The sequence below is a fragment of the Variovorax sp. P1_H12_2 genome, from assembly GCF_056405335.1.
On sequence record NZ_JBFUCI010000100.1, the window covers coordinates 1 to 17,133 of the forward strand.

General features: G+C 68.7%; 18 protein-coding genes. 11 read left to right on the plus strand and 7 right to left on the minus strand.

Annotated elements, in window-relative coordinates; genetic code table 11:
- On the plus strand, positions 1-300 hold a 300-nt coding region (locus AC1D2K_RS12665), incomplete at its 5' end, for a GMP synthase (glutamine-hydrolyzing) (protein ID WP_478089183.1).
- 10 nt (positions 301-310) lie between these two features.
- On the plus strand, positions 311-844 hold the full coding sequence (locus AC1D2K_RS12670) for a 2'-5' RNA ligase family protein (RefSeq protein ID WP_478089184.1): 534 nt from the start codon (positions 311-313) through the stop codon (positions 842-844).
- Positions 845-856: 12 nt separating this feature from the next.
- Here AC1D2K_RS12670 and AC1D2K_RS12675 read toward each other — a convergent pair whose 3' ends face one another.
- A complete protein-coding gene (locus AC1D2K_RS12675; RefSeq protein ID WP_478089185.1) occupies positions 857-1,771 on the minus strand; it encodes a LysR family transcriptional regulator in 915 nt (304 codons plus the stop codon).
- A gap of 129 nt (positions 1,772-1,900) precedes the next feature.
- Here AC1D2K_RS12675 and AC1D2K_RS12680 point away from each other — a divergent pair, with 129 nt between their 5' ends.
- The 6 genes from AC1D2K_RS12680 to AC1D2K_RS12705 are packed head-to-tail and all read left to right on the plus strand — an operon-like array spanning position 1,901 to position 6,345.
- On the plus strand, positions 1,901-2,890 hold the full coding sequence (locus tag AC1D2K_RS12680) for a 2Fe-2S iron-sulfur cluster-binding protein (protein WP_478089186.1): 990 nt from the start codon (positions 1,901-1,903) through the stop codon (positions 2,888-2,890).
- 31 nt (positions 2,891-2,921) lie between these two features.
- On the plus strand, positions 2,922-4,178 hold the full coding sequence (locus AC1D2K_RS12685) for an aromatic ring-hydroxylating dioxygenase subunit alpha (protein WP_478089187.1): 1,257 nt from the start codon (positions 2,922-2,924) through the stop codon (positions 4,176-4,178).
- Positions 4,175-4,654, plus strand: coding sequence for an aromatic-ring-hydroxylating dioxygenase subunit beta (locus AC1D2K_RS12690; protein WP_478089188.1), 480 nt, complete (start codon positions 4,175-4,177; stop codon positions 4,652-4,654). Before AC1D2K_RS12685 ends, AC1D2K_RS12690 begins: the two co-directional genes overlap by 4 nt.
- Position 4,655: 1 nt before the next feature.
- A complete protein-coding gene (locus AC1D2K_RS12695) occupies positions 4,656-5,021 on the plus strand; it encodes a chorismate mutase (protein WP_478089189.1) in 366 nt (121 codons plus the stop codon).
- A complete protein-coding gene (locus AC1D2K_RS12700) occupies positions 5,018-5,995 on the plus strand; it encodes a Bug family tripartite tricarboxylate transporter substrate binding protein (protein WP_478089190.1) in 978 nt (325 codons plus the stop codon). The genes AC1D2K_RS12695 and AC1D2K_RS12700 overlap by 4 nt, the downstream gene beginning before the upstream one ends.
- Positions 5,996-6,021: 26 nt before the next feature.
- Positions 6,022-6,345 carry a non-heme iron oxygenase ferredoxin subunit gene (locus AC1D2K_RS12705; protein ID WP_478089191.1) on the plus strand — a complete coding sequence of 108 codons (324 nt, stop codon included), beginning with the start codon at positions 6,022-6,024 and terminating at the stop codon, positions 6,343-6,345.
- 34 nt (positions 6,346-6,379) lie between these two features.
- On the opposite strand, the gene AC1D2K_RS12710 is transcribed toward AC1D2K_RS12705, so the two are convergent.
- From AC1D2K_RS12710 to AC1D2K_RS12720, 3 genes are read right to left on the minus strand one after another with little or no spacing between them, the layout of a single operon-like run.
- The gene (locus AC1D2K_RS12710) at positions 6,380-7,774 is read right to left on the minus strand and encodes an L-serine ammonia-lyase (RefSeq protein WP_478089192.1); all 1,395 of its coding nucleotides are present in this window, start codon (positions 7,772-7,774) and stop codon (positions 6,380-6,382) included.
- Positions 7,775-7,781: 7 nt separating this feature from the next.
- Positions 7,782-8,951: a M20 aminoacylase family protein gene (locus tag AC1D2K_RS12715; protein ID WP_478089193.1), complete on the minus strand. Its 1,170-nt coding sequence runs from the start codon at positions 8,949-8,951 to the stop codon at positions 7,782-7,784.
- A 21-nt stretch (positions 8,952-8,972) separates the two neighbouring features.
- A complete protein-coding gene (locus AC1D2K_RS12720) occupies positions 8,973-10,307 on the minus strand; it encodes a DUF3100 domain-containing protein (RefSeq protein WP_478089194.1) in 1,335 nt (444 codons plus the stop codon).
- Positions 10,308-10,426: 119 nt separating this feature from the next.
- Here AC1D2K_RS12720 and AC1D2K_RS12725 point away from each other — a divergent pair, with 119 nt between their 5' ends.
- Complete coding sequence (locus AC1D2K_RS12725) at positions 10,427-11,365, plus strand: LysR family transcriptional regulator (RefSeq protein ID WP_478089195.1); 939 nt, start codon at positions 10,427-10,429, stop codon at positions 11,363-11,365.
- A gap of 11 nt (positions 11,366-11,376) precedes the next feature.
- Here the strand turns inward: AC1D2K_RS12725 and AC1D2K_RS12730 are convergent, their stop codons facing one another.
- From AC1D2K_RS12730 to AC1D2K_RS12740, 3 genes are all read right to left on the minus strand, one after another.
- Positions 11,377-11,607: a hypothetical protein gene (locus AC1D2K_RS12730; RefSeq protein ID WP_478089196.1), complete on the minus strand. Its 231-nt coding sequence runs from the start codon at positions 11,605-11,607 to the stop codon at positions 11,377-11,379.
- Positions 11,608-12,073: 466 nt separating this feature from the next.
- Entirely contained in the window at positions 12,074-13,108 is a 1,035-nt protein-coding gene (locus tag AC1D2K_RS12735) for a phospholipase D-like domain-containing protein (protein WP_478089197.1), read from the minus strand.
- A 7-nt stretch (positions 13,109-13,115) separates the two neighbouring features.
- On the minus strand, positions 13,116-15,005 hold the full coding sequence (locus tag AC1D2K_RS12740) for an ABC transporter ATP-binding protein (protein ID WP_478089198.1): 1,890 nt from the start codon (positions 15,003-15,005) through the stop codon (positions 13,116-13,118).
- Positions 15,006-15,117: 112 nt separating this feature from the next.
- On the opposite strand from AC1D2K_RS12740, the gene AC1D2K_RS12745 reads away from it, so the two are divergent.
- Both AC1D2K_RS12745 and AC1D2K_RS12750 read left to right on the plus strand, forming a co-directional pair.
- Positions 15,118-16,605, plus strand: a complete 1,488-nt coding sequence (locus AC1D2K_RS12745) for a sensor histidine kinase (protein WP_478089199.1) — start codon at positions 15,118-15,120, stop codon at positions 16,603-16,605.
- A partial coding sequence (locus tag AC1D2K_RS12750; RefSeq protein WP_478089200.1) for a response regulator transcription factor occupies positions 16,602-17,133 on the plus strand: 532 nt, incomplete at its 3' end. The genes AC1D2K_RS12745 and AC1D2K_RS12750, both read left to right, overlap by 4 nt.

Consider the following 17,133-nt stretch of genomic DNA (forward strand, 5'->3'; position numbering starts at 1 on the left):
GAATTGCGCAACTTCGTCGACCCCTCGAGCGGCAAGAGCTGGTACGACCTCACGAGCCAGGCCTTCACGGTGTTCCTGCCGGTCAAGAGCGTGGGCGTGATGGGCGATGGCCGCACCTACGACTACGTGGTGGCGCTGCGCGCGGTGCAGACCAGCGACTTCATGACCGCGGACTGGGCCGAGCTGCCCTATGCGCTGCTCAAGAAGGTCTCGGGGCGGATCATCAACGAGGTGCGCGGCATCAACCGCGTGACCTACGACGTGAGCAGCAAGCCGCCGGCCACGATCGAGTGGGAATGAGCGGAGGGCGGTGGACAGCCTGTTCTTCGCCCTCCAGCCGGACGCCGCCGCCGCCGCCCGGGCGGTCGCGCTCGCCACTCGCTTGCGCGCCGATCATGGCCTGAAGACGCCCCCGACCGGGGCGCAGCGGCTGCATGTCACCTTGCATTACCTGGGCCGTGCCGGCGTGTTGCCGGAAGACCTGGTGGCCGGGGCTCGGCAGGCGGCGCAGACCCTGGACAGTCCTGCATTCGGGCTGCGCTTCGATCGGGTCACGAGCTTTCCGGCCCGTGCCAGGAAGCGTCCGCTGGTGCTGTTGGGGAGCCAGGCGATGCAGGCGCTGCAGGATTTTCGCTTCAATCTGGGCGTTGCGTTGCGCAGCCACGGCGTCGCGGCCGAAACGGGAAGCTTCACGCCGCACCTGACACTGCTGCGCGACACGCGTGTGGTGCCGGAGCAATCGGTGGCCCCCATCGCATGGACGGCGCGCGAGTTCGTCCTGGTCCGGAGTCTCGTCGGCAAAGGGCAGCACCTCGTGCTGGGGCGCTGGCCCTTGCAGACCTGATTTCCGCGCCGGTCAATCGCCATCCGCAAAGTTGTCGAATAGCAGGCCGCGCAGCCACTGGTTGCCCGGATCGCGATGCACCTTGGCGTGCCAGAACAGGTTGATGGYAATCTGCGGCAGCGCCACCGGGTGAGGGCGCCACACCAGCCCGAAGGGCTCGGCGATGCTCTGCGCCAGGCGCTCGGGCACGGTGGCGATCATTTCGCTCGAGCGCAGGATGTGGCCGATGGCCACGAAGTGCGGCACGCGCAGGCGGATCCTCCGCTGGATGCCTTGCCCCGCCATCACGTCGTCGGCCTTGCCGTGGCCGGTGCCGGCGGCCTGCACCAGCACATGGTCGGCCGAACCGAAGTCCTTCAATGACACGCTGCGCTTGCGCGCCAGCGGATGCGTGCCCGAGAAGAGGCACACATAGTTCTGGCGGAACAGGCGGCGCTGGAACACGCCGGCCTTGAGCTGCGGCAGCAGGCCGATGGCGATGTCCACGTGGCCGGTCTCCAGTTCATCGCGCAGGCTGGTCGTGGTGTTGTTGCGCAGCGTGCTGATCCTCACCCCCGGCGCCGCGACCGACAGCGCTTCCATCAGCCGCGGCGTGAAGTAGATCTCGCCGATGTCGGTCATGGCGATGGTGAAGCTGCGCGTGCTCGTGGCGGGGTCGAACACCACCTGCTGGTTGAGGGCCGTGTGCAGCGCGCCCATGGCGTAGGCCACGGGCTCGGCCAGCTGCAGGGCGAACGGGGTGGGCTCCATGCCGCGCGCCGTGCGCAGGAAGAGCTCGTCGCCGAGCAGCTTGCGCAGCCGCGCCAGCGCGTTGCTGATGGCGGGCTGCGAAAGCCCGAGCGATGCGGCCACCGCCGACACGCGCTTCTCGGCCAGCATGCGATCGAACACCAGCAGCAGGTTGAGGTCGATGTCCTTGAGCTGCATGCCTACCTTTATTCATATCGGTGATGAAGATGATTCRCCAGATTCTATTGGTCAATCTGCATCGGCCCCGCATCATCCCTCCCCTGAGAGACGCACCAGCCCCGAGAGACCGCCACAAGACACCCGACGATGGATCTGCGCATTCAACCCCTTGGACAGACCCTCGAGGTCCGCCCCGGCGCCAACCTGCTGGAGGTGCTGCGCGAGCACCATGTGCCGGTGTCGTACAGCTGCATGGCGGGGCGCTGCGGCACCTGCCGCTGCAAGGTGGTGTCGGGCCAGGTGCTCGATGCGGGGCAGGACGCCATCCGTCCGGATGCGCAGGGCGAGCGCTACGTGCTGGCTTGCCAGAGCACGCTGACCGAAAGCTGCACCATCGAGATTCCCGAAACCGACGAGGTGGTGGTGCATCCGGCGCGCATCCTCAAGGCCACGGTGACCGGCATCGATGCGCTCACGCACGACATCCGCCGGCTGCGGCTGAAGCCGAACCGGCCGCTGGAGTTCTCGCCGGGCCAGTACGCGCAGCTGCAATTCGCGGCGGGCCTGGCACGGCCGTATTCGATGGCCGGCCTGAGCCGTGACGCGGAGCTCGAATTCCATGTGCGCCGGGTGCCCGGCGGGCGGGTCACCGCGCACATCTTCGAACAGCTTCGCGTCGGCGACGCGGTGCGGGTGAGCGGACCCTTGGGCACGGCCTACCTGCGCACCAGGCACGGCGGCCCCATGCTCTGCGCGGCGGGCGGCACCGGACTGGCGCCCATCCTGTCCATCGTGCGGGGCGCGATCGCGGCCAGCCTCACCCAGCCCATCCATCTCTACCTGGGCGTGCGCTCCGACGCCGATGTCTACGGCCTGGACGAGCTGCGCGAACTGCAAGCGCTTCATGCCGGCCTCGAGGTGCACGTGGTGGTCGTCAGCGGCCCCGCGCGCGATGGCCAGCGCCTGGGGCTGATCACCGATGCGATCCGTGCCGACTGGCCCGGCAGCCTCGAGGGCTGGCGCGCCTACCTTTGCGGATCGCCGCCGATGGTCGAGGCCGTGACCCAGTGGGTGCGCGGTCGCGGCCTCGTGCCCGAGAAGACCCATGCCGATGCCTTCTACCTGCAAGGCACCTGAAGTGAAGACCCCACAAGAAAGGAAACCTCCCATGACTGCCGAGGCCGTGTTCCCCATCGCGCTGCGCTGGGAAAGCGACAAGACCAGCCGCATTCCCTTCATGGCCTACACCGACGAGGCGCTGCACAGGAAAGAACTGCAGCGCTTCTTCTACGAGAAGCACTGGTGCTATGTCGGGCTCGAAGCCGAGATCCCGAACCCGGGCGATTTCAAGCGCACGGCGATCGGCGAGCGTTCGGTCGTCATGTCGCGCGACGAGGAGGGCGTGATCCACGTCTTCGAGAACGTCTGCGCCCACCGCGGCATGCAGTTCTGCCGCGAGCGCCATGGCAACCGCAAGGAGTTCGTCTGCCCCTACCACCAATGGAACTACACGCTCAAGGGCGACCTGCAGGGCGTGCCCTTTCGCCGTGGCGTCAAGCAGGACGGCAAGGTGCATGGCGGCATGCCCGCTGACTTCAAGGTCGAGGACCACGGCCTCRACAAGCTCAAGGTGGCGTCGCGCGGCGGCGTGGTCTTCGCGTCGTTCGACCATGGCATCGAGTCGTTCGAGGACTTCCTGGGCCCCGACATCCTGCATTACTTCGACCGCCTGTTCGACGGCCGCAAGCTCACGATCCTCGGCTACAGCCGCCAGCGCATTCCCGGCAACTGGAAGCTGATGCAGGAGAACATCAAGGACCCGTACCATCCGGGCCTGCTGCACACCTGGTTCGTCACCTTCGGGCTCTGGCGCGCCGACAACAAGTCGGAGCTCAAGATGGACGCGCACGGCCGCCACGCCGCGATGATTTCCACCCGCGGCAACGCGGGCAAGGCCGCACAGGTGACGCAGGTGTCGAGCTTCAAGGAGAGCATGCAGCTCAAGGACCCGCGCTTTCTCGACATCGTGCCCGAGCCCTGGTGGGGCGGGCCGACCGCGGTCATGATGACCTTGTTCCCGAGCCTGATCCTGCAGCAGCAGGTCAACAGTGTCTCCACCCGCCACATCCAGCCCGTGGGCCACGATGCGTTCGATTTCGTCTGGACCCATTTCGGCTTCGAGGACGACAGCGAGGACATGCAGCAGCGCCGGCTGCGCCAGGCCAACCTGTTCGGCCCGGCGGGCTTCGTCTCGGCCGACGACGGCGAGGTGATCGAGTTCTCGCAGCAGGGCTTCGAGCAGAGGCCCTGCCATCGCACGCTCGCTGAACTGGGCGGCCGCGAGGTCGAAAACACCGACCACATGGTGACCGAGACGCTGATCCGCGGCATGTACCGCTACTGGCGCGAGGTGATGGACGCATGAAACTCGGCACCGAAACCTATCTCGAACTGGCGCGCCTCTACGCCGCCTATGCGCATGCTGTCGATTCAGGCCAATGGGACCTGTGGCCCGGGTTCTTCATCGAGCAGTGCAGCTACCGGCTGCAGCCGCGCGAGAACCACGAGCGCGGCCTGCCGCTGGCGACGCTCTCGTTCGAAAGCCGGGGCATGCTCGAAGACCGCGTCTACGGGATTCGCGAGACGCTGTTCCACGACCCCTACTATCAGCGCCACGTGGTCGGCCTGCCGACGGTGCACGCGGTCGACGACGACGGCACGATCCACAGCGAGGCCAACTACGCGGTGTTCCGCACCAAGCTCGACCAGCCGTCGACCGTGTTCAATGTCGGGCGCTACATCGATGCCGTGGTGCCGACGCCGGACGGGCTGAAGTTCGCCTCGCGCTTGTGCGTTTTCGACAGCGAAATGATCCCCAACTCCATCATCTATCCGATCTGACATGCCAAAAGAACCCGAGACACACGGTGCGCCGCTGCGGCGCTTTGCGGACCCCGCCTACCAGCCCCTGTGCGCCAACCTGGCCGAGGTGCGCGAGAACATCGATGCGCTCGACCGCAAGATCGTCGCGCTGCTGGCCGAGCGCGGCCGCTACGTGAAGGATGCGGCGCGCTTCAAGCGCGACGCCTTCCAGGTGTCGGCGCCGCAGCGCCAGCAGGAGGTGATCGACAAGGTGAAGGCGCTGGCCGAGAAGGAGGGGGCCTATCCCGAAGTGGTCGAGGCCTGCTACCGCGCGCTGATTGCGGGGTTCATTGCCCGCGAGCAGCAGGACCATCTCGGGATGGTCGACGTGGAGGTGCGCACATGAAGCACGTCCGCCTCAGGACCTTCGCTGCCGTGGCTTGTACCGTGCTCGCCGGCCACGCCGTGCATGCGCAGGCGTGGCCGCAGCGCCCGATTCGCATCGTGGTGCCGTTCGCCGCCGGCTCGTCGCCCGACATCCTGGCGCGCATCGTCAACGACAAGCTCGCCGCGCGCATCGGCCAGCCGCTGATCGTCGACAACAAGCCGGGCGCCGGCGGCAACACCGGCACCGACCTGGCCTCGAAGGCGGCGCCCGACGGCCACACCTTCCTGCTGTCGGTGAACGCACCGCTGGTCTACAACACGGTGCTCTTCAAGAATCTGCCGTACGACCCCTTCAAGGACCTGGTGCCGGTGTCGCTGGCCGCCACCACGCCCAACGTGTGCGCGGCGTCGAATTCGATGAACGTGGACTCGGTCAAGGGCTGGCTCGCGGCCATGAAGCAGAATCCCGGCAAGTTCAACTTTGCATCGACCGGCAACGGCTCGATCTCGCACCTGGGCGTGGAGCTGATCAAGCTCAAGACCCACTCGTTCGCCGTGCACATTCCCTATGCGTCTTCGGGCCAGGCCGTCACCGCGCTTGTCCAGGGCGACGTGCAATACGCCTGCCTGCCGCCGGTGACGGTCATGCCGCAGGTCAAGGCCGGAAGGCTCAAGGCGCTGGCCGTGACGTCGGCCGAGCGTTCGGCGCTGCTGCCCGACCTGCCCACGCTGCGCGAATCGGGCCTTCCCGACATCCAGGCCGTGCCATGGTTCGCCTACATGGCACCCAAGGGTACGCCGCCCGAGGTCGTGCAGCGCATGAGCCGCGAGATTGCGGCCGTGCTGAAGAACCCCGAGACGCAAAAGCGCTTGCAGACCGCGTACTTCGACCCCGTCGGCAGCACGCCCGAGGCGCTGTCCAGGTTCATGGACGAAGAACTGCGCCGCTGGAAGCCCGTGATCGAACGCGCCGGCCTCAAGCCCGACAACTGACATCTTCCACACAGAGACTCAACGACATGCACACCATGACTTGGATAGACGCTGCCGCGGTCGAGGACGTGCCCACCGACGATGTGGTGGGCATCGACGTGCAGGGCAGGGACATTGCCTTGTACGGCACCGACGACGGCATCCACGCCACCGACAACATCTGCACCCACGGCCACGCGAGGCTGTGCGACGGTTTTCTGGAGGGCCACGAAATCGAATGCCCGCTGCACCAGGGCCGTTTCGACATCCGCAGCGGCAAGGCGATGTGCGCGCCGCTCACCGAAGACCTGCGCACCTACCCGGTGAAGATCGAGGGCGGCCGGGTCTACCTCGCGTTCGAGTCGTCGTAGACGGCCGGCGGGCCGCGACGGCGATGGAACTTGCTCAGCACTCCACCACGTTCACCGCCAGCCCGCCGAGCGAAGTCTCCTTGTACTTCGACTTCATGTCCTCGCCGGTCTGCATCATGGTCTTGATGACGGCGTCGAGCGACACATAGTGGTGGCCATCGCCGCGCAGCGCCAGCCGCGCGGCGTTGATGGCCTTGACGGCGCCCATCGCGTTGCGCTCGATGCAGGGGATCTGCACCAGCCCGCCGACCGGATCGCAGGTGAGGCCGAGGTTGTGCTCCATGCCGATCTCGGCCGCGTTCTCGACCTGCGCCGGCGTGCCGCCCAGGACGGCGGCCAGCGCCCCGGCCGCCATCGAGCAGGCGACGCCGACCTCGCCCTGGCAACCGACCTCTGCACCCGAGATCGAGGCGTTGGCCTTGTACAGCAGGCCGATCGCGGCCGCGGTGAGCAGGAAATCGACGATGCCGTCGTCCGAGGCGCCGGGGCAGAACTTCTCGTAGTAGTGCAGCACCGCGGGGACCACGCCTGCCGCGCCGTTGGTCGGCGCGGTCACCACGCGGCCGCCGGCCGCGTTCTCCTCGTTGACCGCCATCGCGAACGCGTTGACCCAATCCATGGCGGCGAGCGGGTCGGCGGCTGCGGCGCCGGCGTCGCGTGCCAGCAGTTCGCGGTGAAGCTGCGGGGCCCGGCGGCGGATGTTCAGTGTGCCGGGCAGGCGTGCGGCGGCGCTCGGGTTGTCGATGCCCAGGCCGCGTTGCACGCACTGCCGCATCGCGGCCCAGATGCGCAGAACGCCCGCGCGCACCTCGACGGGCGGGCGCCAGACGCTCTCATTGGCCAGCATCAACTGAGCCACCGAGAGGCCRCCTTTCACCGCTTGGGAGATCAACTCGTCGCCGGTGCGGAAGGGGTGCGGCCAGACCTGGGCGGCGCCGGTCTCGGCGGGCGCCGGCCCGGCGCCGCCCTCGACCACGAAGCCGCCGCCGACCGAGAAATAGCAGCGGTCGGCCAGCAGGGTTCCGGTCGCGTCCAGCGCGACCATGCGCATGCCGTTGGGATGCTCGGCCAGGGACTCGTCGCCGATGAATCGAATGTCGCGCAACGGATCGAAGCCGATCGGTTGGCGCCCCATCAGCAGCAGCGTACCGGAACGCCGCAAGGCCTCGATCCGAGGCTGCACCGCGGCCGGGTCGACGCTGTCCGGCGCCTCGCCGAAGAGCCCGAGGATCACGCCCACGTCGGTCGCGTGGCCGCGCCCGGTGGCGCCGAGCGAGCCGTGCAAATCGACCTGCACCCGCGCCGTGCGCGCCAGCAGGCCGTCGCGCTCGAGCCCGCCCGCGAACATCCGCGCCGCCCGCATCGGCCCGACCGTGTGCGAGCTCGACGGACCGATGCCGACCTTGAAGATGTCGAAGACGGAGAGCATGGTCGGACTATGCCGCAGCCAGCTGCTGCTTGACCAGCGCCACCCAGTAGGCAGCGCCCAGCGGCAGGATCTTGTCGTTGAAGTCGTAGTAGGGATTGTGGACCGGCGGGTCGTTGGGGCCTTCGCCGGCGCCGATGCCGATGTAGGCGCCGGGCCGCTTCTGCAGCATGAAGGCGAAGTCTTCCGAGCCCATCGCGGGCTTGATGTCGGTGTGGACCTGCGCCTCGCCGACCAGGCTTGCGGCTGCCGCCACCGCGGCCGCTGTCTCGTCGACCGTGTTCACCACGCCCGGGTAGCCGCGCATGTACTTCAGCGCCACGCCGGCGCCGTGGGTCTGCGCCATGCCGGCGCAGATCTGGTGCATCGCGGCCTCGACCTTGTCCTGGATGGCCGCATCCAGGGTGCGCGCCGTGCCGCGCAGCACCACCGTCTCGGGCACCACGTTCCAGGTGTCGCCGCCGTGGATCTGCGTCACGCTGACCACCGCCGATTCGGTGGCGCCGACCCGCCGGCTCACGATGGTCTGCAGCGCGTTGATGAGCTGGGCCGAGATCATCACCGGGTCGACGCCGGTTTCGGGCATCGCGCCGTGGCAGCCGCGGCCGGTGATGACGATCTCGAAGGTGTCGAGGTAGGCGGTCATGGTGCCGGTGCGAATCCCGAAYTGGCCACGCGGCATGCCGGGGAAGTTGTGCATGCCGTAGACCGCGTCTGCCGGGAACCGGTCGAACAGGCCTTCCTCGACCATCTTGCGGCCGCCGCCTTCGTTCTCCTCGGCGGGCTGGAAAACGAAGTGGACCGTGCCGCGGAAAGGCTTGTGCCGGGCCAGGTGATCGGCCGCGCCGAGCAGCATCGCGGTGTGGCCGTCGTGGCCGCAGCCGTGCATCTTGCCGGCGCAGGTGGACTTGTGGGCGTGCTCGCCGAGCTCCGTCATGTGGAGCGCATCGAGGTCGGCGCGCAGCGCGATGCTCGGACCCTCGCCGTTCGTCAGGGTGCCGACCACGCCGGTGCCGGCCAGGCCCCGGTGCGCCGGAATGCCCATCAGCATCAGGGCGTTGGCAACCACGTTGGCGGTGCGGTGCTCCTCGAAGGCGGTCTCGGGGTTGGCGTGGATGTCATGGCGCCAGGCCAGCATTCGTGCGCGCGTTTCTTCGGCAATCTCGGGTTCGCGGTACATGGGGCAGTTCGTCTGGAGGGGTCAGTGGAAGATTTCGGCGATCAGCGTGGCGCCGAGGAAGGTGCCGGCGGTGGCGGTGAGCGAGACCACCACGATGCGCCAGCCGAGCTGGCGGAACACCGGCAGGTCCTTGGCGACGGAGAAGCCGGCGAGCGCCAGCACCGGCGTGGTGAAGGCCAGGAAGTTGAGCTTGGCGGTGAGCGCGATCAGGCTGTCGGAAAACGGGAACAGGCCGGGAATGCCGGCCACCGTGGCCACCAGCGAGAGCACCAGCACCATCGGCATCTTCGGCAGCAGGCGCTTCACCAGGCCGACCAGCAGCACCACGGCCATGACTGCGAGCATGCCGGCCAGCGACTGCAGCAAAGGGACCTTGTACGACAGCAGGTTGCCGATCATCACGCCGCCACCGACCACCGCCCAGGCGACCACCTGGTCGGCAAAGGGCAGCTCCGAGGAGCCGGCAGCGACACCACCGTCGAGCGCCGCGGTGTCGGCCGGCTGGCGTTTCGAGAAGCGGCCGAGCACCGGCTCCAGCCGGTCATAGAGCCACGAGCACACCGGCAAGGAAAGGAACAGCGTGAAGTAGAAGCCGACCACCGTGGTCAGCAGGTTCGAGGCGGCGGCGATGGCCGTCAGCTGCGGCAGCATCTCGRCCGGCTGCTGGGCGCCGATCGCGCCGATCGCGGCCGCCATCAGGCTGCCCGAGCCGACGCCGGCGCCCATGGCGAGCGAGCGCGGGTCGAAGATGCCGAGGCTGGTGATGAAGCCCGCGAGCACCGCGATGAACAGCGCCCCGAGCACGGTTCCGGTGATGTACTCGGCCAGCACGCCGCGGCCCTCGGGCGAGGCCATGCCGTACTTCTCGCCGATGATGACCAGGTTGCCCTCGCGCCCGACCGAGAAGGTGGCGCCCACGGCCTCTCGCTTGATGCCCAGCAGCAGGGCCAGCGGCAGCCCCAGCGCCAGGGTGCCGAAGGCGTGGCCGAACTCCTGGAAGACCAGCGCCCAGCCGGCCTGGCGGACCTGCGGCAGCGCGGCGCCGACCGTCAGGCCCAGCTTGACGATGAACAGCAGCAGCCCGGCGTTGAGCAGGCCGCCTGCGTAGGACTGCAGGCCCGCGGGGATGCGCGCCAGCGCCGGGGTGCGGCGCGCGGCGATGCCCCAGACCGCGGCCAGCAGCAGCGCCCACAGCATCGGCAGCAGCACCACCTTGCCGGGGCCGAGCTTGAACTGGGTGGCGCCGATCAGCTCGGCGATGGCGACCACGATCAAGGACACGACGACAAGCTTGAATTTGCCCGTGGGATAGGAATCCAGCGATTCGGGCGCGAGCGCGGCGGTGGCGGAGGTCATGAGGCTGAGGTCTTCCGAAAGTGGGGGGCAGACCGAGTCTCAAAGAAAGAAGTCATTGCATCAATGACTAAAATTCAGGATCTTTGTTGCATTGAATGCAACGCTCACCGGGAGGCGGCATGGACGACAAGCTGGAAACGCGGCGCTTGCGCTATTTCATGCAGGTGCTGGAAAGCGGATCCGTCCGGGGTGCCGCCGAGGTGCTCGACATGGACCCGTCGGCGGTCAGCCGGGCGGTCGGCCTGCTCGAGAAGGAATGCGGCACGCTGCTGCTCGAGCGGCGCGGACGCGGCGTGGCGCCGACCGACGCCGGCGAATTGCTGGCGGTCTATCTGCGCCGCCAGCAGAGCCAGAAGCAGCACCTGCTGGCGCAGATGGATGCGATCCGCAAGGTCGAGCGGGGCCATATCGACATCGTCGCCGGCGAGGGCTATGTCGACTGGCTGATGCGCCACAGCCTGCAGGCCTTCATGCGCGCGCACCCGGCGATCACGATCTCGCTGGAGGTCGGCAGCAGCGACGAGATCGTGCGCCGGGTGATCGACGAGCGGGCCCACATCGGCCTCCTGTTCCRGCCGCCGAAGGACGAGCGGCTGCGCTCGCACCACTCGCACCCGCAGCCGATCGAGGCGCTGGTGCTCGAGACGCATCCGCTGGCGCGCCTGGGCCGGCCGCTCAAGCTGGCCGACCTGCTGCCGTATCCGGGCGCCACGCTGAAGCGCAGCTTCGGGGTGCGCCAGCACATCGAAGCGGCCGAGATCGGCGAGGGCGTGCGCCTGCCAACCCTGCTCACGACCACCTCGTTCAGCGCGCTGGGCTACTTTGTCGTCGCCGGCCTGGGCTATGCGCTGAGCACCCGGATGTCACTGCCGCCTCACCTCGACAGGCCGGAGGTCGTGGAACTGCCGATGAAGAATCCGCTGCTATACCAGGGCCGCACGCACGTGATCTCGCGCCACGGGCGCATGCTGGCACCCGCCGCGACCGAGTTGCTGCGCCGGATCGTGAGCGACATGGCCCGCACGATGGGCGAGGCGGCGCGAGCGCCGGCGAGCTGAGTCCTGCGCGCTCAACAACTGCTGCCGAGCTGGGTCTTGCTTTGCGCGAGCGGCCTGACGCCAAGCGCCAGCAGCGGGCGAACCACCCGAGCGGCGAAGGCTTCGAGGTCGGCATCCGTGTCGCGGCCGTTGGTGGACACTTCGAAGGCCTGCCTGCCGCCGGGCAGGCTCCAGCGCTCGATCTTGATGCGCTCGGAGGTCAGGCGCAGCATGCTGCTGGCGCAGTCCAGCGGCTGGGCCATGAACCGGGCCGGCAGCAGGTCGGCGATATGGCCGCCGGCCTCGCAGCTGCGCGAATAATTCTTCTTCGGCGCGCCCTCGACGCTCCAGCCGACGTCGACCTCGTTCTGGCGCTTCGCTTCGACCTTGAACGGGCAGCGCCAGTCGGCCTGCGGCCCGCGGACCGGGAAGGCGACGGGGGCTGCGCAGCTTGTACATCGACTCCATCCGGCCTTCCGAGAGCCGCTCGCGGGCGATCGCGCTGGCGCCCTCGGGCGAGCCGGACGGCTGCTTCACGGCGAAGTACCGGACCTCGAAGGTCTTGCGCTTCCCATCGGGAAGCCGCAGGGCCTCGGCGATCGCTTCGAGCGTCCCGGGGCCGCCCTCGGCCGGATCCCAGCGGATCGCGAATTCCGCATCGCCCGCCGCCAGCGCCGCGTTGGCCAGGAGCAGCGCTGCCGCCGCCAACCCGATGCGCGCCATCACGGCTCAGCCCTTCGCCTTGTGCGTCTTCGGCTTGTCCTTGTCCTTCTGCGACTCGTGGCTGCCATCGAGCACGAGCTGGTGCGGATCGAGCTGCCGCTTCTCCAGGTCGTGGATCAGGCCCGCATCGCTGAGGTCGATCCTGTGCGAGGACGCCCAGTCGCGCTGCGCGGTTTCCGCCAGCCGCTGCACGGTGCCGGAATGGTCGGTCTCGATCGCCAGTTCGCGCCGCCCGTCGAAGCTGCCCGGCGCGAGGTTGATCGAGCCGACAATCGCGCGCTCACCATCGGCCAGCATCATCTTGGCGTGCAGTTTCAGGTGCTTCATGGTGTGCACCTTGGCGCCGACGTCCTGCAGGATGCGCAGCCCGCCCACCCCTTCGATCAGCTTCTCGGCCTTGAGCGAATGCGGCGGCTTGGTCAGGATGTGGACCTTGACGCCGCGGRTCGCTGCCCGCACCAGGCGCTCGATGATCACSGTGTCCTGGTAGCGCTCGTTCTGCACCCACAGCGAATGCTGCGCGCCGTCGATGAAGGCGGCCACGCGCTSGCGGCCGTTGTCGGGGCACCAGATCAGCCGCGACTCGGGRTGCGGCGTGAAGTCCTCGTGSGCCCAGTCGGCMTCGAARCAGKCCACCATCTCGCGCGTCTCGAGGTCGTGCGTGGTGACGACCGCGTAGTCGCGCGTCACGGTCAGGTCCTTGGGCTCCCAGTTCAGCGATTCGACGAAACCGGCCTGGTCGTCCACGACCATCGACTTCTGGTGTGTCAGGTCGAACTTCGGATTGCTGTCGCGCACCTCGATGCCGGCGTCGGTCAGYGCCTGGCGCGACGCCTCGTTCTCGGCCTCGCCGGTGCGCCGCGCCGGGTTCAACATGACGCGGACCTTGACGCCGCGCTGCTTGGCGGCAATGACCGCCGAGAGCAGGGTYTCGTCGGTGAACAGGAACATGCGGATGTTCAACGCGGTCTTGGCCGCGTTGATCGCATCGAGAATCGGCTTGGCGGTGTCGTCGGGCAGAACGATCAATCGGTGGGACATGATTTCCTCAGGCGGACGCGGCCGCTGCGGCCGTGGGGTTTTCGTACTGGATGCGGTGCAGCTCGGCGTAGACGCCGCCGAGCGCCACCAGTTCGTCGTTGGTGCCTTCCTCGACCACGATGCCGTCCTTCAGCACGATGATCTTGTCGGCGTTGCGAAGCGTGCTCAGGCGGTGCGCGATCATGATCACGGTGCGGCCCTGCATCAGCCGCTCCAGGCCTTCGATGACCAGCCGCTCGGACTCGGTGTCGAGTGCCGCCGTCGGTTCGTCGAGGATCATGATCGGGCTGTTGCGGATCACGGCGCGCGCGATGCCGATGCGCTGGCGCTGGCCGCCCGACAGCGTGTCGCCGCGTTCGCCGACCAGCGAGTCGTAGCCGTGCGGCATGCGGCTGATGAACTCGTCGGCATTGGCCAGCTTGGCCGCGGCCACGATCTCCTCCCGGCTGGCGCCSGGCTTGCCGTAGGCGATGTTCTCGCCGATGGTGCCGCGAAACAGCACCGTTTCCTGCAGCACGAAGCCGATCTGCGCGCGCAGCGCCGCCAGCTTCTGGCGGCTGATGTCGAGGCCGTCGATCAGCACCCGGCCGCCGGTCGGGTCGTAGAAACGCGGCATCAGGCTCACGACGGTCGATTTKCCGCTRCCGGTCGGMCCCACGATGCCGACCACCTGGCCGGGCTTGATCGTGAACGAGACRTCGCGCAGCACCGGGGGCTCGTCGCCGTAGCCGAAGGCCACATGCTCGAAGSTGATCTCGCCCTTGGCGCGGCCGGGATCGATGGCCTGCGGGTGCTCGCGGATGATGTCGTCGGCGCCCAGGATCTTCTGGATCCGCTCGAGCGCCACCGTGGTCTGGGCGATGGTGCTGGCCATGCCGGCGAGGTCCTTCACCGGCTTGAAGAACTTGGAGAGATAGGCGAGATACACGGTCAGGGCGCCGGCCGTCATGGTGCCGGCGATGATCAGCGCCGTGCCCTTCCACAGCACGATGCCGGTGCACAGGGCSACCACSACCGCGACCACCGGCGACAGCAGCGACTTGATCTTGCGCGCCCGCAGCGCGGCCTCGGTGCTCGCGTGGCTGGCGGCCTCCATGTGCGTGACCTCGAGATCCTGGCGGCCGAAGGCCTTGATCGCGCGCACCGAGCCCAGGCCTTCCTGGACCACGGCCACGATCTCGCTTTGCCGCACCCGCACTTCGCGCGTGACCTCYTTSACCGCCTTCTTGAAGCGRAACACGAACAGCAGCAGGAAGGGCATGACSGCGACCGCGATCAGCGTGAAGTCCCAGTCGAGCCAGATCATCAGGCCCAGCATGAAGACGATCGTGACGATGTCGACGATGATCGAGAGCGTCGASGAGGAGGCGAAGCTCTGCACCGTCGAGACATCGCTCGTGATGGTCGACATCAGGGTGCCGGTCTTGGCGCTGTCGTAGAACGCCAGCGACAGCCGGTGCAGGTGCTCGTAGATGCGCAGCCGCAGGTCGTTGGCGACCCACTGCCCGATGCTGGTGGTGTAGTAGTTGTCGATGTAGGTCGCGATGCCGCCGATGACCGCGATCATCACGGTGGCGATCCCGGCGAACAGCGCCACGCCCAGCGTGTGGCGGCCGATGCCCCACTGRTGCGCCCATTCGAGCCAGTGCGGCAGGTGGTGGGTGCCRAGCGCATCGTCGAGCACCAGTTTGAGGGGCCAGGGGGCCGCCAGGCTCATGACGATCTCSACCATCATGGCGGCGAACACGATCACCAGCCAGSCGTGGTAGGGCTTCAGGAGACCGAGCACGAGTCGCGTCATGTCCTGGCGCTGCGTCTTGGCGGCGTGCTTCGCCACCCGGGTTGCCGAGGCCTGCGCGGACTCCGCCGCCGCTTCAGTGGGAAGGGGTGTTGACATACGGAAGCCCGGGGATGTTGGGCCGCTCGGGCGCTCAGATTGTGAGCGCAGGCAGGCAGGCAATGCAAGCGCCGGACAGGGGAGGGTCCGCGCCGCGGGCACAATCCGCGCCATGAGGCAATGGTTGCGAACGCAAGGGGGCTGGTGGCTCGCATGGCTGCTGGCCGCCGGCGCCGGTGCGGTGTGGCTGGCGCGGGCCGAGATCCGGCAGTTGCACGAGGATTTCGAGGTCAACGGGCGCATCGCGCACCGGCTCATGAGCCAGCAGGTGGTGCAGTACGACGCCGTGCTGGCAACGCTGGCCTTGCTCGAGCCGGCGGCGGCCTCGGCGCGGCCCGAGCGGCGCCTGTCGTCGGTCTATCCGTCCATCCTCGATGTCCAGCGGCGCGACGCCGGCGCGGCATGGCCGCAGGCGTCGCTGGCCCGCGCCGAGGCCCGCTCGCGCGAATTGCACCGTGCCGAACTCGTCGCCGACGATTTTGCGCATGGCCGCTACCGGCTGGTGATCGGCGCACTGCCCGTCAGCTACGCCCTCGCCATCGATCTCGCCACCGCCGTGCCCTGGCGCGACTGGCCGATGGACCCGAAGATCAGCCCGGTGCGCGTGACGCTGGAGCAGGGCGGGCAGCAGTTCGTCGTCCAGCCGGGCGACCGGGTCGCCGACGACGGTGGCTGGCGCTTCGACTTTCGCAAGGTGCTGGCCTCGGAGAGCCAGGCCTTCGAGCTGGTGGCCGAGCGGCGGGTGTCCTGGCGCGAGTTGCCCTGGGCCGCGATGACGGCCTGGTCGCTCGCCATGGCGGCGGTGCTGGGGGGCGCGCGCGCCTTGCGGCGCCAGCGCGTCGCGCGGCGCCGCGCCGAGGAACTGTTGCGGCTGGGACAGGTGGCGCGTCTCAACGCCCTCGGCGAACTGGCGGCCGGCATGGCGCACGAACTGAACCAGCCGCTGACGGCCGTGCTTGCGAACACGCAGGCGGCGGGGCGGCTGCTCGACGAGGAGCCGCCGGAACTGGCGACCGCGCGCTCCGCCATGAAGCAGGCCGCCGAACAGGCGCGCCGCGCCGCCGAGGTGGTGGGCCGGCTGCGCCGCGTGATCGAGCGGCCCGACCGCCAGGCCGAGATGCGGCCCGTGGCGCTGCGGGACACGCTGCGCAGCGCCTTGCACCTGCTCGCGCCCGAACTGGGCCGCAGGACCGTGGTGCCGGCGATCGACGATGCGGCCCACCCGCCGGTGGTCGTGCAGGCCGAGCCGGTGGCGCTGGAGCAGATCGTCCACAACCTGCTGATGAATGCGCTGCAGGCGCTCGACGAGGTGCCGCGCAGCGAGCGCAGGCTGCAGCTGGCGATCGGCCTCGACAACGGCCGGGGCTTCCTCAGCGTGACCGACAACGGGCCCGGTTTCCCGGCCGATGCCCTGCGACGGCTGTTCGAGCCCTTCTACAGCACCCGCGAGGGCGGCCTCGGGCTCGGGCTGAGCCTCTGCGAGACGCTGGCCAGCGGCATGGGCGGCTCACTTGGCGCCGAGCACGCCGCGCCGCGCGGTGCGCGCTTCACGCTGCGCCTGCCGCTCGCCGGCCCAGCCGACTCGGAGCGGCCGGCATGAACGGAACGCTGTCCCCGCTGATCCACCTGATCGACGACGACCTCGCGGTGCGCGAGAGCCTGGCCCTGCTGATCGGCACCGTCGGCCTGCGGACGCAGACCTGGGCCGATCCACAGGCGTTCCTCGACGGCTTCGACCGCGGCGGCATCGGCGCCATCGTGCTCGACGTGCGCATGCCCGGCATCGGCGGGCTGGCGCTGCTCGACACCCTGATCGCGCAGGGCGTCGACCAGCCCGTGATCATGCTCACCGGCCACGGCACGGTGGAGATGTGCCGACGCGCCTTCAAGGCGGGCGCGGCGGAGTTCCTCGAGAAGCCGGTGGACGACGAGCAACTGCTCGAGGCGCTGCAGCAGGCGGTGCGCCAGCATGTCAACTCGCGCGAGCGGACCCAGGCCGACCAGGCGGCGCGCGAGCGCCATCAGCAGCTGTCCGAGCGCGAGCGCGAGGTGCTGGGCTTCATCGTTGCCGGCCTCACCAACAAGGAGATCGCCCGCGCGCTCGCTCTCTCGCCGCGCACGGTGGAGT